Origin of the sequence: Dactylosporangium sp. CA-152071, assembly GCF_050936335.1 — a bacterium.
Classification (GTDB): domain Bacteria; phylum Actinomycetota; class Actinomycetes; order Mycobacteriales; family Micromonosporaceae; genus Dactylosporangium; species Dactylosporangium maewongense.
Window position 1 is genome coordinate 612500 of record NZ_JBNJMZ010000002.1, and the last position, 17952, is coordinate 630451.

At 72.1% G+C, this 17952-nt stretch carries 15 protein-coding genes; 6 read left to right on the forward strand and 9 right to left on the reverse strand.

The window, feature by feature from the left end:
• Nucleotides 1–51 precede the first annotated feature (51 nt).
• Complete coding sequence (locus tag ACQEVZ_RS42975; RefSeq protein ID WP_433378592.1) at nucleotides 52–2298, forward strand: fibronectin type III domain-containing protein; 2247 nt, start codon at nucleotides 52–54, stop codon at nucleotides 2296–2298.
• A gap of 62 nt (nucleotides 2299–2360) precedes the next feature.
• Here ACQEVZ_RS42975 and ACQEVZ_RS42980 read toward each other — a convergent pair whose 3' ends face one another.
• From ACQEVZ_RS42980 to ACQEVZ_RS42990, 3 genes are all read right to left on the reverse strand, one after another.
• Nucleotides 2361–2726, reverse strand: coding sequence for a histone-like nucleoid-structuring protein Lsr2 (locus tag ACQEVZ_RS42980; protein WP_344505033.1), 366 nt, complete (start codon nucleotides 2724–2726; stop codon nucleotides 2361–2363).
• A gap of 132 nt (nucleotides 2727–2858) precedes the next feature.
• Nucleotides 2859–3803, reverse strand: coding sequence for an acyl-ACP desaturase (locus tag ACQEVZ_RS42985; RefSeq protein WP_433378596.1), 945 nt, complete (start codon nucleotides 3801–3803; stop codon nucleotides 2859–2861).
• Between the two features lie 53 nt (nucleotides 3804–3856).
• Nucleotides 3857–4570 carry a lysophospholipid acyltransferase family protein gene (locus ACQEVZ_RS42990; protein WP_344505035.1) on the reverse strand — a complete coding sequence of 238 codons (714 nt, stop codon included), beginning with the start codon at nucleotides 4568–4570 and terminating at the stop codon, nucleotides 3857–3859.
• A gap of 86 nt (nucleotides 4571–4656) precedes the next feature.
• Here ACQEVZ_RS42990 and ACQEVZ_RS42995 point away from each other — a divergent pair, with 86 nt between their 5' ends.
• On the forward strand, nucleotides 4657–5799 hold the full coding sequence (locus ACQEVZ_RS42995; protein WP_433378600.1) for an AI-2E family transporter: 1143 nt from the start codon (nucleotides 4657–4659) through the stop codon (nucleotides 5797–5799).
• A 70-nt stretch (nucleotides 5800–5869) separates the two neighbouring features.
• Here the strand turns inward: ACQEVZ_RS42995 and ACQEVZ_RS43000 are convergent, their stop codons facing one another.
• Nucleotides 5870–7738 carry a hypothetical protein gene (locus tag ACQEVZ_RS43000; RefSeq protein WP_433378603.1) on the reverse strand — a complete coding sequence of 623 codons (1869 nt, stop codon included), beginning with the start codon at nucleotides 7736–7738 and terminating at the stop codon, nucleotides 5870–5872.
• Nucleotides 7739–7845: 107 nt separating this feature from the next.
• On the opposite strand from ACQEVZ_RS43000, the gene ACQEVZ_RS43005 reads away from it, so the two are divergent.
• From ACQEVZ_RS43005 to ACQEVZ_RS43015, 3 genes are read left to right on the forward strand one after another with little or no spacing between them, the layout of a single operon-like run.
• Entirely contained in the window at nucleotides 7846–8094 is a 249-nt protein-coding gene (locus tag ACQEVZ_RS43005; protein WP_344505038.1) for a PspC domain-containing protein, read from the forward strand.
• On the forward strand, nucleotides 8095–8823 hold the full coding sequence (locus tag ACQEVZ_RS43010; RefSeq protein WP_433378606.1) for an alpha/beta hydrolase: 729 nt from the start codon (nucleotides 8095–8097) through the stop codon (nucleotides 8821–8823).
• Nucleotides 8726–9955, forward strand: a complete 1230-nt coding sequence (locus ACQEVZ_RS43015) for an ATP-grasp domain-containing protein (RefSeq protein ID WP_433378609.1) — start codon at nucleotides 8726–8728, stop codon at nucleotides 9953–9955. The genes ACQEVZ_RS43010 and ACQEVZ_RS43015 overlap by 98 nt, the downstream gene beginning before the upstream one ends.
• A gap of 12 nt (nucleotides 9956–9967) precedes the next feature.
• On the opposite strand, the gene ACQEVZ_RS43020 is transcribed toward ACQEVZ_RS43015, so the two are convergent.
• Together ACQEVZ_RS43020 and ACQEVZ_RS43025 are read right to left on the reverse strand one after the other, a co-directional pair.
• Nucleotides 9968–10255 carry a sigma factor-like helix-turn-helix DNA-binding protein gene (locus ACQEVZ_RS43020; protein WP_433378612.1) on the reverse strand — a complete coding sequence of 96 codons (288 nt, stop codon included), beginning with the start codon at nucleotides 10253–10255 and terminating at the stop codon, nucleotides 9968–9970.
• A 39-nt stretch (nucleotides 10256–10294) separates the two neighbouring features.
• A complete protein-coding gene (locus tag ACQEVZ_RS43025; RefSeq protein ID WP_433378615.1) occupies nucleotides 10295–12466 on the reverse strand; it encodes an acyltransferase family protein in 2172 nt (723 codons plus the stop codon).
• Nucleotides 12467–12665: 199 nt separating this feature from the next.
• On the opposite strand from ACQEVZ_RS43025, the gene ACQEVZ_RS43030 reads away from it, so the two are divergent.
• Nucleotides 12666–12935, forward strand: a complete 270-nt coding sequence (locus ACQEVZ_RS43030; protein ID WP_433378618.1) for a hypothetical protein — start codon at nucleotides 12666–12668, stop codon at nucleotides 12933–12935.
• A gap of 21 nt (nucleotides 12936–12956) precedes the next feature.
• Here ACQEVZ_RS43030 and ACQEVZ_RS43035 read toward each other — a convergent pair whose 3' ends face one another.
• The 3 genes from ACQEVZ_RS43035 to ACQEVZ_RS43045 form a co-directional block, all read right to left on the reverse strand.
• The gene (locus ACQEVZ_RS43035) at nucleotides 12957–13601 is read right to left on the reverse strand and encodes a nucleotidyl transferase AbiEii/AbiGii toxin family protein (RefSeq protein ID WP_354897416.1); all 645 of its coding nucleotides are present in this window, start codon (nucleotides 13599–13601) and stop codon (nucleotides 12957–12959) included.
• Nucleotides 13598–13936, reverse strand: coding sequence for a hypothetical protein (locus tag ACQEVZ_RS43040; protein WP_344505048.1), 339 nt, complete (start codon nucleotides 13934–13936; stop codon nucleotides 13598–13600). The genes ACQEVZ_RS43035 and ACQEVZ_RS43040 overlap by 4 nt, the downstream gene beginning before the upstream one ends.
• Nucleotides 13937–15559: 1623 nt before the next feature.
• A complete protein-coding gene (locus ACQEVZ_RS43045) occupies nucleotides 15560–17902 on the reverse strand; it encodes an MDR family MFS transporter (RefSeq protein WP_433378622.1) in 2343 nt (780 codons plus the stop codon).
• Between the last annotated feature and the right edge of the window lie 50 nt (nucleotides 17903–17952).

Below are 17952 nucleotides of genomic sequence, written 5' to 3' on the forward strand. Positions count from 1 at the left end.
AACGTGTTCGCGTCTTGAGGGGCGTGACGGTCGTCGTGACGGGGGACGGGGATGCGTGCGCAGTCCGGGTTGACGTCGAGTGCCGCGGGTCGCCGCGGACCGGGCCGCCGCCGGGCGCGCACCGGCCTCGCGCTGGTGACCGCCGGGCTCGTCGGGCTGGTGGTCACGGGAGGGCCCGCGTTCGCCGGGCTGATGGGCGGCGGCACCGCCTCCCCCGGGCCGTCGGGTGCGGCGGTGACCGTGCCGGCGCCCGCGCCGGCCGCCTCCAGCAAGGCGCCGGCGGCGCAGCAACGCACCCGGCCGTCGACCGCGCCGCCGAGCGGCGCCGACCCCGCCAGCAGCAAGAGCCCAGCGGGGAACAAGAGCCCAGCCGGTAGCAAGAGCCCGGGCAACAGCAAGAGTCCCGCGGGCGGAGCGACTTCGGGGCACGTGCCGCTGGACGCCGACGGCAACCCGGCCGACGCCGTCGTCGACGACGCGACCGCCGCCGGACCGGCCGCCGAGCCCGGCCCCACGCCCGGTGTCCCCGCAGGCGACGCGAGCGCCGGAGGCTCCGCTGCCCCGTCGGCCGATGAGCCCACCGGTACCGGCCCCGCCGCGACCAACCCGGCGAGCGGCCGCCCCTCCGACGGCGACGCCACCGGCACGGAACCGGCGGACGCCGAGCCGGCCGGCGACGCCGGCGTGGACGTGAACACCGCCGGGGTGATGGCCGCGATCCAGGCGCCCGCCGGCGTCGTCGTGGTGCCGGTGCCGGGCGGGCTCAGGGTGGCGTGGACCCACGGCGGGACCGGCGTCGACCACTACGTCGCGACCGCGTACGACCAGCAGGGGTCCGTCGCCGGCAGCTGCCTCGGCGCCACCGCCGGCACCGGCACCTGCGAGATCCGCGTCGGGGTCGCGGCCGGCGGGTCGTACACCGTGAAGGTCGTCGCATACGGCGGCGCCGGCGCGTCCGATCCCTCCGCCCCCGCCACGTCGGGCGTCGTCGTCGCCGGGCCGCCCACGGCACCGACCGGCGTGCACGCCACCGTCACGTCGGCGACGTCGGTGCGCGTCGGGTGGACCAGGCCGGCGACCCCGGCCGCGGGCGTCGACCGGTACGTCGTGACCGCCGTGCAGGACGCGTCGAAGACCTGCGCGACCGGGGACGGCGCCACCACCTGGTGCCCGGTGACCGGGCTGGAGCCGGGGACCGCGTACACGTTCCGGGTCGTGGCGCAGGGCGCCGGCGGCGACTCGGCACCGAGCGCGGCGTCGGCACCGGTCGTCGCCGGCGGCCCGGCCGCGCAGTCCACGGACATCCCCGAGCCGGTCAACCTCGTCGTCACCCCCGGCGACCAGAAGCTGCTCGTCGAGTGGCGGGCGCCGTGGGACCCGGACCACGCCGTCGGCGGGTACACCGTGCACGTCGAGGAGGAGCCCGGCCGCGACTGCGTGACCACCCACCCGACCTGCACCATCGAGGGGCTGGCGAACGGCACCTCGTACACCGTGAGCGTCCGCAGCGACGGCGCGGTCTCGGGCGAGTCGGGGTGGGTGACCGCGACCGGCACGCCCAGCGTCGCGCCCGGCGAGCCGACGGCGGTGACCGCGGAGGCGAAGATCGAGGCGATCACCGTGTCGTGGATCGCCGGCGCGCCCGGGACGGGGGTGGCGCGGTTCCAGGCCCTGGCGACCGCGCCCGGCGGCGACCACGGCGTGTGCGAGACCGTGACCGGCGACTCGTGCACGATCAGCGGGCTCAAGTGGGGCGACACCTACTCGGTGACGGTGATGGCGATCGGCCGGCACGGACGCAACTCGGCGTGGAGCGAGCCGGCGAAGGTCGCGGTGCCGCACGAGGTGACGGTGCCGGCGGACCTGCCGGCCGGGATCGGGCACTTCGGCGGCTCCAGCGGCGACGAGGTCGCGCCGGGTGAGCTGTTCACGGTGACCGGGTCGGGCTTCGCGCCGCACTCGACGGTGAAGGTGGCGGTCTACTCGACGCCGATCGTGCTCGCCACGACGATGACCGACGGCGCCGGGACGTTCAGCGCCGAGGTGTCGGTGCCGGAGGCCGTCAAGGGCGGGCCGCACACGCTCGTGGCGGCCGGCGTCGACACGGGCGGGGAGCCGCGGTTCCTGACGATGGCGGTGACCGTCGCCGTGGAGTACGAGGCGACCGCGTTCGGCGACGCCGGCGGCAGCGTCCTGGCCGTCACGGGCGACCCGGTCGGGCGGACCGCCGGCGCGGGCGCGGCCCTCGTCATCGCCGGCATGCTGCTGGTGGGCGCGTCACGGAGGTTCAAACACTAGAGTCGAACACTGAGGGCACCCGCGGTGCCGCGGATGCCCTCAGTGCGTGGTGACACGAACCTTCAATGTCCTGCCTCGGCGTGGAACCGCTCGACGAGATCCGAACGGATCCGGCCGCGGTCGGACACCTCGATGCCCTTGGACAGGGCCCATTCGCGGATGGCCCGGTTCTGCTCCCGCTCGGCGCGGGCGGACAGGACCGGCCGGACCCGGCCGCCCGGACGAGCCGGGACGGTGGGAGCCGGGGTGAGACGGCCGACCTTGGTCGCGGCGCCGATGAACGACGCGAGGGCCTCGCGCAGCTCAGCGGCGTGCTTCGCGGAAAGGTCGATCGTGTACTGCACGCCGTCGAGGCCGAAGCTGACACTCTCGTCGGCGAGCTCGCCGTCGAGGTCGTCGATCAGCTCATGGATCACGCGTCTGGCCATGACGATGCTGCCTTCCGGTACGGGGAGTTACTTCCGCACCCGTCAACAACCCGAATTCCGCGTAAAAAACGGTCAGACGGGCAGTGACGGGCACGGAACGGTCGCTGGAGCGTACCCGAAGAGTAACCGCGTTCAGACGGCGGCCCGGGCGGTCTGCCGCGCCCGAGTGGCCTCCCGCCGCTCCACGAAGCGGCTCGCCTGCGTGTCGAGGTCGGCCAGGTACGCCGACAGTTCCTCGCGCGCGGCCTCGCCGTCGCCGGTCAGCCCGGTCCGCTCGAACGCCTTGACCTGCCGCAGCACCGGGGCGAGGACGTCGTCGTGGTGCAGGCGCAGGTCGTAGATGCCGGCCATGGCGATCTGGACCGACTTGCGGCCGAAGTTCTCGATGGTGTGGCCCGGCATCTGGAACGACTTCGCGACCTTCGTCACTGCCCGCATCGCCGCGTTGGGCGCGACGTCGAACGCGGCGTTGAGCAGGTTGCGGTAGAAGATCATGTGGAGGTTCTCGTCGTTGGCGACCTTCGCCAGAAGCTGCTCACAGATCGGGTCGCCGCTGGCGGTGCCGGTGTTGCGGTGCGACACGCGGGTCGCCAGTTCCTGGAACGACACGTACGCCACCGACTCGATGAGCCCCTCGTACGCGTTGCTGAACCCACCCGCCATGTGCGTCATCCGGGCCCGCTCCAGGGCGACCGGGTCGACGGCGCGCGTCGCCAGCAGGTAGTCGCGGATCGCGATCCCGTGCCGGCCCTCCTCCGCCGTCCACCGGTGCACCCACGTGCCCCACGCGCCGTCACGGCCGAAGACCAGGGCGATCTCGTGGTGGTAGCTGGGCAGGTTGTCCTCGGTGAGCAGGTTCACGATGAGCGAGGTGCGCGCAACGTCGGACAGCTTCGACTGGCCGGGCTCCCACGCCTCACCACCGAGCAGGCCGTCGAAGTCGCGGCCCTGGCTCCACGGCACGTACTCGTGCGGGAACCATTCCTTGGCCGTGGCCAGGTGACGGTTCAGGTTGGCCTCGACCACCGGCTCCAGCTCGGTGAGCAGGGCCAGGGTGGCGGTGGGCTCGGTCGTCACGGAACCTCCGTTGGTGTCAGGGGCGGAATCGGTACAGAGTGAAACACGCTCGACTAGTCGGCGGCCAGCAGCGACTCAGGCGTCGGTGCCGTGCCGCCGAGGTGCGCGGGCTGCCAGAACACGCCCTCGGGACGGTCCCGGTACTCCCGCTGCGCGCGGTCGAGCATCGCCGTCATCCGGGTCCGCAACTCCGCGGTGACGGCGTCGGCGTTGTCCTTGCGCGTCGGGTGCAGCGGCTCACCCGCAATGATCGTGATCGGCACGCCGCGCTGCTTCAGGTTCTTCGGGTGACCCTTGGTCCAGAACCGTTGCGTGCCCCACAGCACCATCGGCACCAGCGGCGTGCCGGTGGCCGCGGCGAGCCGGGCGGCGCCGTTCTTGAGATCCTTGACCGTGAACGACTGGCTGATCGTCGCCTCCGGGAACACGCCGACGACCTCGCCGGCCTTCAGGTTCTCCAGCGCCGCCTTGTAGGACGCCATGCCCGCCTCCCGGTCGACGGGGATGTGCCGCATCCCGCGCATCAGCGGGCCGCCGATCTTGTGACGGAAGATCGACTCCTTGGCCATGAACCGCACGAGCCGCTTCGACGCGTTGGCGCCCAGGCCGCAGAAGATGAAGTCGAGGTAGGAAACGTGGTTGCAGGCGATGACCGCACCACCCGTGGTCGGCACGTGCTCGGCCCCCTCGACGGTGATACGCATGTTGAGCAGCCGGAACATCGTCTTCGCGAGCGCGATGACCGGGGGGTACACGAGATCAGCCATCCCATTACGCTACCGACCTTCACTGGACGTCACCCGGTACCCTGCCCCAAGGTCGTTTCTTTCATCGTCTGCAGCGGGAGCCCGGGATGTCGGTCGATCAGGACCTCGAAGAACTACCTGAAGAGGAGACCCCTGGGGACCCGCCGGTCGCGGACGAGGACGTCATCATCGTCGTGCCGCCGCCGCGGTTCGGCACGCCCGGCCCGCCGATGCGGCGCTCGCCGCTGCTCATCGGCCTGTTCGGCGGCCTCGGGCTGCTCCTGGCGTACAGCCTGTACCAGGCGGTCGACCAGGTCCGGTCGATCCTGGTGCTCATCTTCATCGCGATGTTCCTGGCGATCGGGCTCAACCCCGCCGTCGTCCGCCTCACCCGCTGGGGCATGCCCCGGGTCCTCGCCGTCGCGACCGTCGGCATCGGCGCGATGCTGCTGCTGTGCGGCGGCCTGCTCGCGCTGATCCCGCCGCTGGTGACGCAGACCGGGGCGCTGGTCGAGAACCTGCCGACCTACATCGACAACCTGCGCCACCAGGACCAGCTCAACAAGCTCAACGAGGACTACAAGCTGCTCGACCAGCTCAAGGCCGTGGCGACCGCCGGCAACGTCACCAAGGCGCTCGGCGGGGTCTGGGGCGGCGCGCAGGTCGTCTTCGGCGCCCTGTTCAACATCGTGACCGTGGTCGTGCTGACGCTGTACTTCATGGCCGCGTTCAACCGGCTGAAGGAGGGCGGCTACAAGCTCGTCCCCGCCTCCCGCCGCTCGCGGGTCGCGCTGCTCGGCGACGAGATCCTGATGAAGGTCGGCGCCTACCTCGGCGGCGCGCTCGCGATCGCGGTCATCGCCGGCATCTCGTCGTTCGTGTTCCTGCTGATCCTCGACATCAAGTACTCCTACGCCCTGGCGGTCCTGGTCGCGATCACCGACCTCATCCCGCAGATCGGCGCCACCCTCGGCGCGGTCGTGGTCAGCATCGTCGGGTTCGCCACCAGCATCCCGGCGGGCATCGCCTGCGTCATCTTCTTCGTCATCTACCAGCAGGTGGAGAACTACCTGATCTACCCGACGGTGATGCGAAGGGCGGTGAAGGTCAGCGACCTGGCCGCGATCCTGTCGGTGCTGCTCGGCGTGGCCCTCATGGGTGTCGTCGGCGCGCTGATCGCGATCCCGGTCGTCGCCGCGATCCAGCTCATCGTCCGCGAGGTCCTCATCCCCCGCCAGGACGCCCGGTAGCCCGGTCGTCCCGATCGCGGCCTCGGTCCCGGCCTCGGTCCCGGCCTCGGTCCCGGCCTCGGTCCCGGCGTCAGTTGCGGCTCAGGACCCTTGTGAACCCGGCGGCGACCGTGGTCGCGAGGGTCCAGCCGGCGGCGATGAGGCCGAACGCCAGCCACTGCCCGGCACCCGTCGGCCGGAACGCCGACTCCTGTCCGAAATCGATGATCGGCAGGAGCAGGTCCAGGGTGTAGACCAGCGGGTGGAGCTCCGGCGCCTGACCGGGATCGACCGGCGCCGGCCGCCAGGTGGCGAACACGGTCGTGCCGGCGACGAGCAGCGCCAGCAGCCAGCCCGCGGCGCGCTGCGGCCGGTACCCGTAGCCGACGGTCACGTCCTGCAGCCAGCCCCAGGACCGCGTCCACCACGGCCGGGTCGCCCGGCGGCGGCGCTGCTTGGCGAGCAGGACGGTGCGGGCGTCGTCGTCGTGGCCGAGCTGCCGGTAGACGGCGGCGAGCTGCTCGTAGGGCTGCGGCGGCAGGCCGTCCGCGGTCCTGGCGAGCCAGTCCAGGCGCCGCCGCGGCTCCAGCAGCGGGTCCAGCGTCTGGTACGTGAGGCCGTCCAGCCGCAGGTCGGCGGGCCACGTGGCGGGGTCGTCGCGGACCAGGGAGGCCCGCACGTAGCGCAGGTCGACCGGGCCGGTCGGCGGGGCGGCGAAGCGCAGGTCGACCTCGCCGGCCTCCGCGCCGGTGCACTTCAGCGCCGCCAGGTGCGCCTCCTGCAGGCACAGCTTGCCGCCGATCCGCGCCGCGCTCATCGAGACCCGCCCGGTCGCGGTGAAGCCGGTGCAGCAGTTCATCAGCGACCCGGTGACGATCCCGGTCGCGCGCAGCGAGGTGCCGTCCGGGTTGTCGAGGCGGGCGCCCTCGAGGAACACCGCCCCGCCGACCCGCGCCTCGACGAGCGACACCCCGCCGGTCGCGGTGAACCCTTCCCGGCCCTCGATCGGCCCCTCGACGGTGCAGTTGTCGGCGCGCAGGGCGAGCCCGCCGGGGTTGCTCAGGGACGCGCCGGCCATCCGCAGGCCCCGGCCGACCCGGGCGCCGACGAGGCGGGTCTCGCCGTCGACCTTGACGCCGCCGAGCAGGTGGACGCCGCCGCCGACGTCGGCCCGGTCCAGCCGTACCGCGACACCGCCGGGGTTGCGCAGGGTGGCGCCGGAGAATGTGGCGACCCCGCTGACCGTGCAGTGGCGCAGGCTCACCTCGCCTTCGACGTCGGCGCGGCGCAGGAACACGCCGCCGGTGACGGTGGCGCTGTCCAGGTCCAGGCCCTTCCGCCCGCCGAACCGGGAGGCGGCCGCCCGGCTGTCCGGCGGCGTGGCCGCGGCGGCGGGCGCGACGATCGTGGCGCCGTCGAGGTGCACGCCGCCGGTGACGGTGGCCTGGAAGAGCTGGATCGTGCCGTCGGCGCGGAAGCCCTCCTCGGCGACGAGGTCCCCGCCGATCTGGCTGCGCTCCGCGGACAGGACGGTGCCGCCCGGGGCGCTGAGCCGCGCCCGCTCCAGCAACAGCCCACCGGCGATCTTCGCGTCCCTCAGGTTGATCATCCCGGTGCTGCGGACGCCCGACATCCGCAGGTGCCCGGCGATCGTCACGCCGGCGGCCTGCAGGCCCGGCATCGTGGTGTCACGGAAGCCGGTGAACGCCAGCCGCGCCCAGTACAGGTCCGGCGCCTCGGCGAACTCGCTCTCCTGGACCAGCAGCGGGCAGGTCACCTCGGCGAACGACAGCACCAGCCGGCCGGTGACCTTCGCCGCGTGCAGGCGCAGCGCCGCGCGCCGGCTCGGCGGCTCCGCCGTGAGCAGCTCCACGAGCAGCGCGGCGTCGACCTCCGCGCCGCCGAGGCTCAGCCGCTCCCCCGCCGCGAACGCCCGGCGCACCCGATCATCGACGTCCACGACTGCGATCGTAGAGGAGGCGGTCACCCGCTCGGGGTGGCGTCTCAGGGATCGTTCAGGGCCTCACCCGAGGTCGCCGGGCGGCTCCGGCGGGCAACCTTGAGCACATGACCGAGATCAAGCGCCTCCGCCGTTCCCGCGCCGACCGTACCCTCGCCGGGGTCATCGGTGGCCTCGCCGAGTACTTCGGCGTCGACCCGACCATGGCCCGCGCCGTGTTCCTGCTCGCCGTCCTGCTCACCGGCGGGACCGCGGTCCTCGCGTACCCGATCCTGTGGATCGTCATGCCCGACACCCCGCCGGACGTCAAGCCCGTGAGCCCTGCGTCCGGCGGGCACCTGCCCTATGGTGCGTGAGTGACCGCGTTGTGCGTGCCGGTGCTGGGCGGCACCCTGGAGGTCCGGGTGGTGTCGCCGGCCGGCGGCGCGCCCGTGGTCCTCGTCGCGCACGACGGACCCGCCTACGAGGACGGCGCCGCCCTGTCCACCGTCGCCCGCGGCGCGCACGTCGCGCTGCTGTCCCCCGGCGACCGCAACGAGTGGTACTCCGCGAACCCCGCCTACGCCGACGCCCTCGTCGACCGGGTGCTCCCGCGGCTGCCGACCGGCCCGCGCGTCGGGCTCGGCGCCAGCCTCGGCGCCCTCGCGCTGCTGCACGCGGAGCATCACCGGCCCGGCACCTTCGCCGGGCTGTTCCTGCAGTCGGGGAGCTTCTTCACCGCCGAGCTGGACCCTCAGGAGTCGGGGTTTCCGCGGTACCGGCGGATCCTGGACTTCGTCGACGTCGCCGCGCCGACCGCGGCGGAGACGGTGCTGACGTGCGGGCGGGACGAGGAGAACCTGCACAACAACCGGGCCATGGCGCGGCGGCTGGGCGTGCCGCTGATCGAGGTGCCCGGCGGTCACTCGATGACGACCTGGCGCGACGCGCTCGGCCCGCACCTGCCACCACTGCTGCGGCAGTTCACGGATGGACGGGAGTTCACGGATGGACCATCTCATCGGCCTGCTGCTCGGCACGGAGCAGGACTGGCCCCGCGCGTTCGAAACGCTGATCGGCCGGCTCGGCCCGATCCGCGGCCGTGACGGCACCGACCATCGGCTGCGGACCGCGCGGGTGAGCATCGAGCCGTTCAACCTGCGCGACCGGCCCACCCACGACCTTGTGATCGACCGTCTCGCGTACTGGTACTACCACCCCCGCGAGTGGCTGAAGAAGATCGCGCTGATGGACGACGTGTACCTGCTCAACAGCCCGTTCACGTTCCAGTCGATGGAGAAGCACGCCGCGTACTGCGCGATGATGCGCCTCGGGCTGCACGTGCCGGAGACGGTCCTCGTGCCCTACAAGAACCCGGTCGATCACGCGAAGTGGGCGTACACCGCCGAACGCTACAACCAGCCGTTCGACCTCGACGCGGTCGCCGACCGCATCGGCTACCCGCTGTTCATGAAGCCCTACGACGGCGGCGCCTGGGTCGGGGTGTCCCGGATCGCCGACTCCACCGCGCTGCACACCGCCTACGACCAGTCCGGTGAGCGCCTCATGCACCTGCAGCAGTCGATCGAGGGGTACGAGGTCTTCACCCGCTCCCTGACGATCGGCCCGGAGACGATGGTGATGAAGTTCCGGCCGGAGCTGCCGATGCACGAGCGGTACGCGGTCGAGCACGACTTCCTCGACGCGACGGTCGGCGACGAGGTCGTCACGATCTCCCGGCTCGTCAACGCGTTCTTCCGCTGGGAGTTCAACTCGTGCGAGTCCCTCGTCCGTGACGGCGTCGTGTACCCGATCGACTACGCGAACGCGTGCCCGGACGTCGCCCTCACCAGCCTGCACTACTACTTCCCGTGGGCGATGACGGCGCTCGTGCGCTGGTCGGCGTTCTGCGTCGTCACCGGCCGGCGCCCCGGCCTGGACCTCGACACGGCCCGCTACTTCACCGTCGCCGACGACGCGTCGCTCGGCTACCGCGACAAGCTCACGGCGTACCGCCGCATCGCCGACGACTACCTCGCCGTCGACGACTACCGCGAGTTCTGCGACACCGCACTGCCGCACGTTCCGGCGCTGGTCGCCGAGTGGGTCGCGTCCCCCGACTTCGACGACCTGCTCGTCTCGACGGTGCGCGCCACGTACCCGCCGCACGAGCACGACCGGTTCATCGCCCACTTCCGCGGCCTCATCGACCTGTGGAAGCACGAGAACACCCACTGATCCCGCCACGTTCTACTCGTCGCGCGGGAAGAACGGCAGCTCGGCCATGTCCCCGGCGTCGGCTGCGGCCTTGAACGCCTTGAGCACGCGTTCGGTCTCGGCCCTGAACAGCCGGGGCCGTTCCTGGACCGCGGCGACCCGCACCCGCGCCCGCGACGCGAGCTTGCGGCTGGCGGCGGGCGTGCCGCCGAGCACCTCGGCGATCCGGCCGAACGGAACGTCGAAGACGTCGTGCAGCACCAGCGCGACGCGTTCGGCGGGCGTGAGCGTCTCCATGACCACCAGCAGCGCGGTGCTCACCGGCCTCCCGCACCCTCGGATCAGCGAATCGGCCCGATGCTACTTCGGCAGCTCCGCCTGGAGCAGCGGGGTGAGGAGTTTGACGTAGCTGGCCGTGACGTGGCTGCCGTCGCGGTACACCAGAGCGTTGCCGACGATGACCGGGCAGACCGTGTCGGTGCAGAACCAGGTGGTGGGGTCGATGACCGGGAAGCCGGCCGCCTTGGCAGCGTCGGCGTTGGCGGTCCTGCGGCTGGCGTAGATCGCGGTGGTGACCTTCAGCGCGCACTGCTGGACCGCGGCGGGGTGGGCGGCGACGCAGTCGGGGACGCTGGTGCCGCGCGGGTCCGGGGTGTCCTGCATGATGACCGGCTTCGCGCCCAGCTGCTGGATGCGTTTCGCGGAGCGGATCAGCGCGGCGGACCACAGGTCGTCGGCCTCCGCCTTGTCCCCGGCGGGCGCGCCGGCCTTGTCGACGGGCGGGTCCGTGTATGTGCGGGTCGACAGCAGTACCAACGCCGGCTTGAGCTCTTTGATCTTCGTGAACGCCTCCTCGCGCCACGTCGCGCACTCCGTGAACGCCCGCCGCGCGTTGATCTTGATCGTGTACGCGTCAGCGGGCGTGCACCCCGACTTCGTGAGCACGACGAGCCGCCAGTGCCGCTGCTTCGCCACCGCGTCGAAGGCGTCGAACCACTGCTCCGTGTGCGAGTCGCCGAACAGCACCATCGTCGCCGTGCCCTGCGGGTCGCCGTGTTTATCGCATTGTTGGCTCAGGGCTGTCTTGATAGTCGTCTCGTCGAGCGACGCGAGGCAGCCCTTCGACCCTTCCGGGCGGTCGTTGGCGGCGGCGGTGACGGGCGGCGTCAGGTTCTGCGGCATCGCGGTCACGGTCGCGCTGGTCGCGATCAGCTCCAGGAGCTTCTTGCGCGCGTCGGCCAGCTGCTGCGCCTCCGAGACCGCGGGCTGCTGCGACAGGGCCTTCGCCGTGTCCTGGGCGGTGCCCTCACCCTTCACCTCGTTCGGCAGCCCGAGGAAGATCGCCGCGGCGCCGAAGGTCAGCGCGGTGAGGGTGGCACCGAGGCCGAGCCCCTGCCCGGGGCGGCGCTTGAACACGGGGTTGAACCGGACCCGGTTCTCCACCAGGCGCAGCGACAGCCAGGCGGGGATCAGGCTGCCGGCCGCGACCGCCGCCTTCGTCCACGTGCCGAGCTCCTGGCCGGCGACGTGCGGGGCGAGCATCAGCGCGGGCCAGTGCCACAGGTACCAGCTGTAGGAGAGCTTGCCGATCGCCTGCATCGGCGCGGTCCCCAGGATCGCGACCGCGCCGTGTCTGGGTCGTGCGGTGCCGCCGGCGATGACGAGCACCGCGCCGCCGACCGGGAGCAGCGCGGCCATGCCGGGGAAGCGCGTCGTCTCGTCGAACATGACCGCGGACGCGACGATCGCGCCGACACCCAGCCACGTCGCCACGGCCGCTCCGGGCACGGCCTTGAGCCGCTCCGCCGCCAGGGCGATGAGCGCGCCGGCCGCCAGCTCCCACGCGCGGGCCTGGATCCCGAAGTACGCCCACGGCTGCGAGTGCCCGGTCTGCCACACGCACACCGCGAACGACACCACGCCCAGCCCCGTGAGCGCGATCGCCGCCCGCCGGCGGCTCGCCGTCCTGCTGGCCGCGGCGAGCAGCAGCAGCGGCCAGATGAAGTAGAACTGCTCCTCGACCGCGAGGGACCAGAAGTGCTGCAGCGGCGACGGCTCCAGCTCCGCGGACAGGTAGTCGGTGCCGAGGACCGCCAGCCGCACGTTGATCCCGTACGCGGCCGCCGACAGCGCGTCGAACACCACGGCCTTCGCCTGCACCGGCGACATCCACGTCCAGGCGGCCGCGACCGTGGCGATGACGACGACGGTCGACGCCGGCAGCAGTCGTACGATCCGCCGCCCGTAGAACGCGCCGAACCGGATCCGCCCGGTCTGCTGCAGCTCCCGGAACAGGTGCAGCGTGATGAGGAACCCGGAGATGACGAAGAAGACGTCGACGCCCACGTACCCGCCGTGCACGAGCCCGAGACCGGCGTGGTTGGCGACCACCAGCAGCACCGCGACGGCGCGGAGGCCCTCGATGTCGGGCCGGAACCGGTCCGCGGCCGGCGCCTGCGGCTTGCCCTGCGGGCGCTGCGGGCCTTGTGGGTTGACGTCCGTGGATCGCCGTTGCGCTTGATAGGTGGTCAACAACCCCTCCGGCGGTTCGGCACCGGCACACGGTAGCGGGTGCCTCCCGGCGCCTGCCTGTCAGGTGACCCGGCTCACCGGCGCCGTTCCCCCGTACCGGTGACGCTGCGGTAGCCCACGTCACAATCCGTAGTACGTGCTGGTAACCGCTCGTACCGTCGATGAAGTTGACGCGTTCTCATCTTCTGGAGGTTGCCTCATGCGTCCGTACGACCACCCCGAATGGTGCGCCCGGGGTCACCGGTGCGGTCTCGGCGAGCACCGCGCCCACCCGGTCGTCATGGAGGTCGACGGCGTTGGCAAGGTCCTGCTGACCCGCGTCCTGGGCGCCAACGGCCGCGAACGGATGGAGCTGACCGGCTCCGCGTACGTCACCGGCAAGGGCCAGGCCGCCCGCCGCCAGATCGACCGCACGCTGCGCGGCTTCGCCGACGTGCTGTCGAACGAGGCCTCGCTGGCCCACGCCTGACGTTTCGCTCTTCCGTTTCGCTTATCTCGGCCAGCTCTTCAGGCGTTGCCGCAGCTCGGCGACGCGGTCCGGGGCCAGCCCGTAGTAGGCGAACCGGCCGTCGTCGAGCCGGTCCAGGTAGCGGCCCGCGGCGGACACGTCCTCGTCCTCCAGCCCCGGGTCCTGCCGCCGGGCCAGCTCGAGCAGCTGCGGCACGGAGTAGTGCTGGATCGCCGCGGCCACGTCGATGTAGTCCCGCACCTCCCGCCGGTTCACCAGCGCCGCCACCTTCGTGGCGATGAGGTCGTCACGGTGCATGACCGGGCCCACGTCCATCATCACCGGGCTCTCGCTCCGGTCGAGCCGGCTCAGCGTCAACCGCACCGTCCTGGCGCCGTCACCGACGGTGAACTCCCGCTGGTCGAACCCGGCGAACAAGTCGAGGAGGTCATCGGCCTCCTCCTCCTGCACCGTGTACCCCGCGCCCCGCAACGCCCGGCACACCGCGTCCGCGGCCCGCCCGGCCCCGCCGTCGGTGTCGGTGAACAGGTCGACGTCCTCGGTCGGCCGCGACACGAGCCCGCTCATCAGCCACGCGAACCCGCCCCCGAGCACGAACCCGTGCCGCTCCCCCACCGCAAGCGCGATCCTGGCAACCTCGGTGTAGAACGGGTCGGTCGTGCTCACCTCAGCCGCAGCGGCTGATGGCGGGCCTCCCACGCCAGCCGGACCCCACGCGGCAGGTTCAGCTCGGGCCACACCCTGACGAGCCGCCGCCCGTTGACCCAGCGCCGCAGCTCCTCGACGCGGATCGCCTCCCGCAGCACGTTCTCGTACATCCACAGCAGCAGGTCAGGCTTGTCCAGGTCGAAGTCCCGCCGCGGATTCCACATCAACCGCTGCGGCAATTCCACGACCCCGCGGACCGGCCCCCGCAGCTCGGCAAGGGTCCGGGACACAAGCGCCGGCCGATGCGGCCGCGCGAGAAACGCGACGCGCCCCGGATCCGTCTCGTCCTGCATCGCCCCGGCCCTTCCATGGTCCCTTGTAGTCGGCCAGTGTACCGCTGCACCGTTTGTCCGCCCTACCACCGACGCGGCGGGTCCCACACGTGTGACGCGGCGCTCTGCGCCTCCCGCTTCCTAGGATACTAGGTGGACAGCCCCTCGGCCGCCGCCTCACCGCCCAGATCAGATCGACGTTGCGCGATCCACCCTCATTTCAGAGATCATCTTGTACGTGGATCGCGCAACGTCGATTGCGCAAAGGCCGCATACCGGGGCATTGACCAACGTCTGTCGCGGGCTGTCGGACGGCGCACGTCGAACGGCTACGGCTCACGTCGCGGCTGCTCATGCCCACCTCGACCATCCACCTCGGCTGGGGCCTGGGCTGGTCTGCCACCATGCCTGTCGTGGCCGGGCGGCTACTGGGTCAGCCCTGGCGATGGTGGCGGAGGTGAGGAGCGGGGCGGGAAGTGAGACAGGAGGGCGTGGCACGGTCCTGGCTCGCCATGAGCGGTCTCGCCATCGGCCTCATGAACACCGGCGACAGGATGCGGACCATGCAGGTGGTGCGGATCGGCAACGCTACGCAGCGTCGGCCCCCAACCCGGTTGCCTTGACCTCGCTGGCCGACCCGGGCTGATGCCATCACCCGACTCCGTGTGATCGGCCGTTGCACCCACGCCGGCGCCTTCACCTCGGCTCGCTGCCGCAGCATCCTGCCCACGGCGTCTGCTACCCGCGGGGGCGAGGTCAGCAGTCGCGCTCCTGCCGTGATGCAGAAGCGGCCAGCGCAATCGCCTTGGGCTGCTGCCAACCAACGCCACGCGAGCCCAGTCAGTTGCCACCCACAGGCGTCCGCTCTTTCCGGGGCGTCCGCGGCTGGGCGGTAGCGGGAGGCAGTGAGGCCAGCGGACGAGTGAGCAGCAAGCGACGGCGAGGACAGTGGCGCGGCAGGCCCCCACCACGGACCAGCCGCAACTACCCGCAGCCAACGCAGTCACCGCGACCCACGCGGACACCGCCACGCACACCGCCACGACTTACCCGCCGCCACCACGGCGAGGCCAGCCAAAACGGCCCCCATGGCGGCGGCCATTACCAGGCCCAGCGCGGCTGCGTTGCCCAGCGCGGTGGTCGGTCGCGGCGCGCGCAGCAGGTGGGTCAGGAACAAGCGACGGGCAGGTCAGCGGGGCGCGGCACGGCTCCCCACCACCGACCATCCGCCGCAAGCGCAGCCACCTCGACGCAGCGGACACCGCCACGGACCGCCACGGACACCGCCACGACTGCTGCCCACCTCCGCCACGGCGAGGCCAACCAACGGCCACCCCAGGACGGCCATCGCCGGGTCCAGGGCCGCGGCCGCCGCCCAGAGGTAGTCCGCCTCGGCCCGGGCAGCAAGTGGGTCAGGAGCGAGCGGCAAGCAGGTCAGCCGGGCGGGGCAGGGCTCCCCACCACGGACCAGCCACGACCACCCGCAGCCAACGAGACCCACCCGGACGCCGCCACGCACACAACCACGACCTGCCCGTCGCCACCACGGCAAGGCACCAAACGGCCACCTCACGACGGGCCGTTGCCAGGCCCAGGGGCCGCGGCTGTTGCCCAGCGGTGGTGGGGCGCGACCCCGGCAGCAGGTCAGTCAGGAGCGAGCGGCGGGCAGGTCAGCGGGGCGTGGCAGGGCTCCCCACCACGGACCACCCGCCGCAGGCGCAGCAGCTCGACGCGGCGGGCACCGCCACGCGGACGGCCGTGACCGCTGCCCGCCGCCACCAACGGCGAGGCCAACAACGGCCGCCCGCGGGCGGCCGTTGTCAGGCCCAACCACCGCGGCCGGTGCCCGGCGGTGGTTGGTCGCGGCGCGGGTGGCGGGCAGGTCAGCGGGCGTGGCGGGGCTCCACCTCGCCGTGGGCGGCCTGGCCGTCGGCCTCGTGGGCGCCGGCTGCATGGTGGGGGGCGTGATCCGGGTGGGCGTCGGCGATACCCTCCGCGGCGTGGGCGCCCGTCGCCGGTTTCTTGAGATCGGTGATGCGACCCGAGCCGTTGCCGTTGCTGTCGCCTGAGGCGGCTGGCCGGCCGTTGCCGGACAGGGTCGAGGTGGAAGTGGCGGGGGCGGCCGACGAAGCGTCGGCTGCGGGCGAAGCGCCCCAGGCCGCAGGCGAGGCGCCCGGGGCGGCAGAGGCGGGTGCGCCGTTGGGCACAGCGTCCGTGGCAGGCAGAAGCGCCCGAGGCAGCGGAGGGCGAAGCAACCGAGCCGACGGTGGAAGGAGTGCCCGAGGCGACGGTGGAAGAAGGGCCGGGGGCGGGCGAAGGAGCGCCGGCGGTGGTGGAGGGAGCGCCGGTGGGGGTGGCGCCGGAGGCGGCGTCTTCGGCGGCGCGTTGCTGGGCGGCCGACAGGGAGCGGAGGGGGATCTCGGGCAGGAAGAGGATGACGACGAAGCCGACGACCATGATGCCGGCGGCGACCAGGAACACGACGCTCATGGCGTCGGAGAAGCCCACCTTGAAGGGGTGGGAGAGGGCGTCGGCGAGGCGGTTGACGAAGGAGGTGTCGTTGAAGGCGCTCGCGCTGCCCGAGGTGCCGGCGGAGCGGATGGCCTGGACCTGGTCGGGGTGGGCGCGGGCGGCGGCCTGGAACTCGGGGGTGGTCTGGGCGGCGGTGAAGGCGCCCTTGATCTTGTCCGGCAGGAGGCTGAACAGGACGGAGAGGAAGACGGCGGCGCCGAGGGTGCCGCCCATGGAGCGGAAGAACGTGACGGTGGAGGTGGCGACGCCGATCTCGCGGGGGTTCGCCGCGTTCTGCGCGGCGGTGATCACGGGCTGCATGTTGCCGCCGAGGCCGAGGCCCATCAGGGCCATGACCAGCATGGTCTGCCAGAGCGGCGTGTCGGCGCCGATACGCGAGAACAGGGCGAGCGCGGCGACCATGAGCAGCGAGCCGATGATCGGGAACTTGCGGTACTTGCCGGTGCGGGCGATGACCTGCCCGGAGACGATCGAGCCGGTCATGATGCCCAGGACGAGCGGCAGGAGCATGAGGCCGGCCTCGGTGGGCGTGGCGCCCTTCACGATCTGCAGGTAGAGCGGGAGGGTGAGCAGGCCGCCGAACATCGCCATGCCGAGGATGAAGCTGCTGGTCGAGGCGACGGAGAAGGTGCGGCCGCGGAACAGGCGCAGCGGCAGCAGGGCCTCGTCCTTGTAGGACCACTCGGCGACGAGGAACAGGGCCAGGCCGACGGCGCCGATGGCGAAGCAGAGCACGGAACGCCCGGAGCCCCAGCCCCACTCGCGGCCCTGCTCGGCGACGGTGAGCAGCGGCACGAGGCAGACGATGAGGGCGACCGCGCCGGGCCAGTCGATGCGGTGGTCCTGGCGGCGGTGCGGGATGTGCAGCACGCGCATGACGACGAGGAACGCGGCGAGGGCGATCGGCACGTTGATGTAGAAGATCCAGCGCCAGCCGGTGACGCCGAGGATCTCGTCGGTGCCGGCGAAGAAGCCGCCGAGGACCGGGCCGAGGACGCTGGACGTGCCGAAGACGGCCAGGAAGTAGCCCTGGTACTTGGCGCGCTCCCGGGGCGGGACGATGTCGCCGATGATCGCGAACGCGAGGGAGAACAGGCCGCCGGCGCCGATGCCCTGCACGGCGCGGTAGGCGGCCAGTTGGTAGATCGTCCCGGCGATGCCGCACAGCACGGAGCCGAGGATGAAGATGCCGATGGCGAAGAGGATGAACGGCTTGCGGCCGTAGATGTCCGACAGCTTCCCGTAGAGCGGGGTCGCGATCGTCGAGGTGATGAGGAACGCCGTCGTCGCCCACGCCTGGATGGAGAATCCGCCCAGGTCGTCGGCGATGGTGCGCATCGCCGTGGACACGATGGTCTGGTCGAGCGCGGCCAGGAACATCGCCATCATCAGCCCGCCGAGGATCGTCATGATCTGGCGGTGCGTCAGCGTGTCTTCGCCTGTCGTCGAACTCAAGGCGGTCCCCCAAATAAACGTTACGAGCCGATAGCGTTCCGGAAATCAGG

What these genes read in the sequence shown, in the direction of transcription:
- ACQEVZ_RS42975 (WP_433378592.1), top strand. Translation starts at nt 52, where the DNA reads ATGCGTGCGCAGTCCGGGTTGACGTCGAGTGCCGCGGGTCGCCGCGGA.
- ACQEVZ_RS42980 (WP_344505033.1), bottom strand. Translation starts at nt 2,726, where the DNA reads ATGGCCAGACGCGTGATCCATGAGCTGATCGACGACCTCGACGGCGAG.
- ACQEVZ_RS42990 (WP_344505035.1), bottom strand. Translation starts at nt 4,570, where the DNA reads ATGGCTGATCTCGTGTACCCCCCGGTCATCGCGCTCGCGAAGACGATG.
- ACQEVZ_RS42995 (WP_433378600.1), top strand. Translation starts at nt 4,657, where the DNA reads ATGTCGGTCGATCAGGACCTCGAAGAACTACCTGAAGAGGAGACCCCT.
- ACQEVZ_RS43005 (WP_344505038.1), top strand. Translation starts at nt 7,846, where the DNA reads ATGACCGAGATCAAGCGCCTCCGCCGTTCCCGCGCCGACCGTACCCTC.
- ACQEVZ_RS43015 (WP_433378609.1), top strand. Translation starts at nt 8,726, where the DNA reads ATGGACCATCTCATCGGCCTGCTGCTCGGCACGGAGCAGGACTGGCCC.
- ACQEVZ_RS43030 (WP_433378618.1), top strand. Translation starts at nt 12,666, where the DNA reads ATGCGTCCGTACGACCACCCCGAATGGTGCGCCCGGGGTCACCGGTGC.
- ACQEVZ_RS43040 (WP_344505048.1), bottom strand. Translation starts at nt 13,936, where the DNA reads ATGCAGGACGAGACGGATCCGGGGCGCGTCGCGTTTCTCGCGCGGCCG.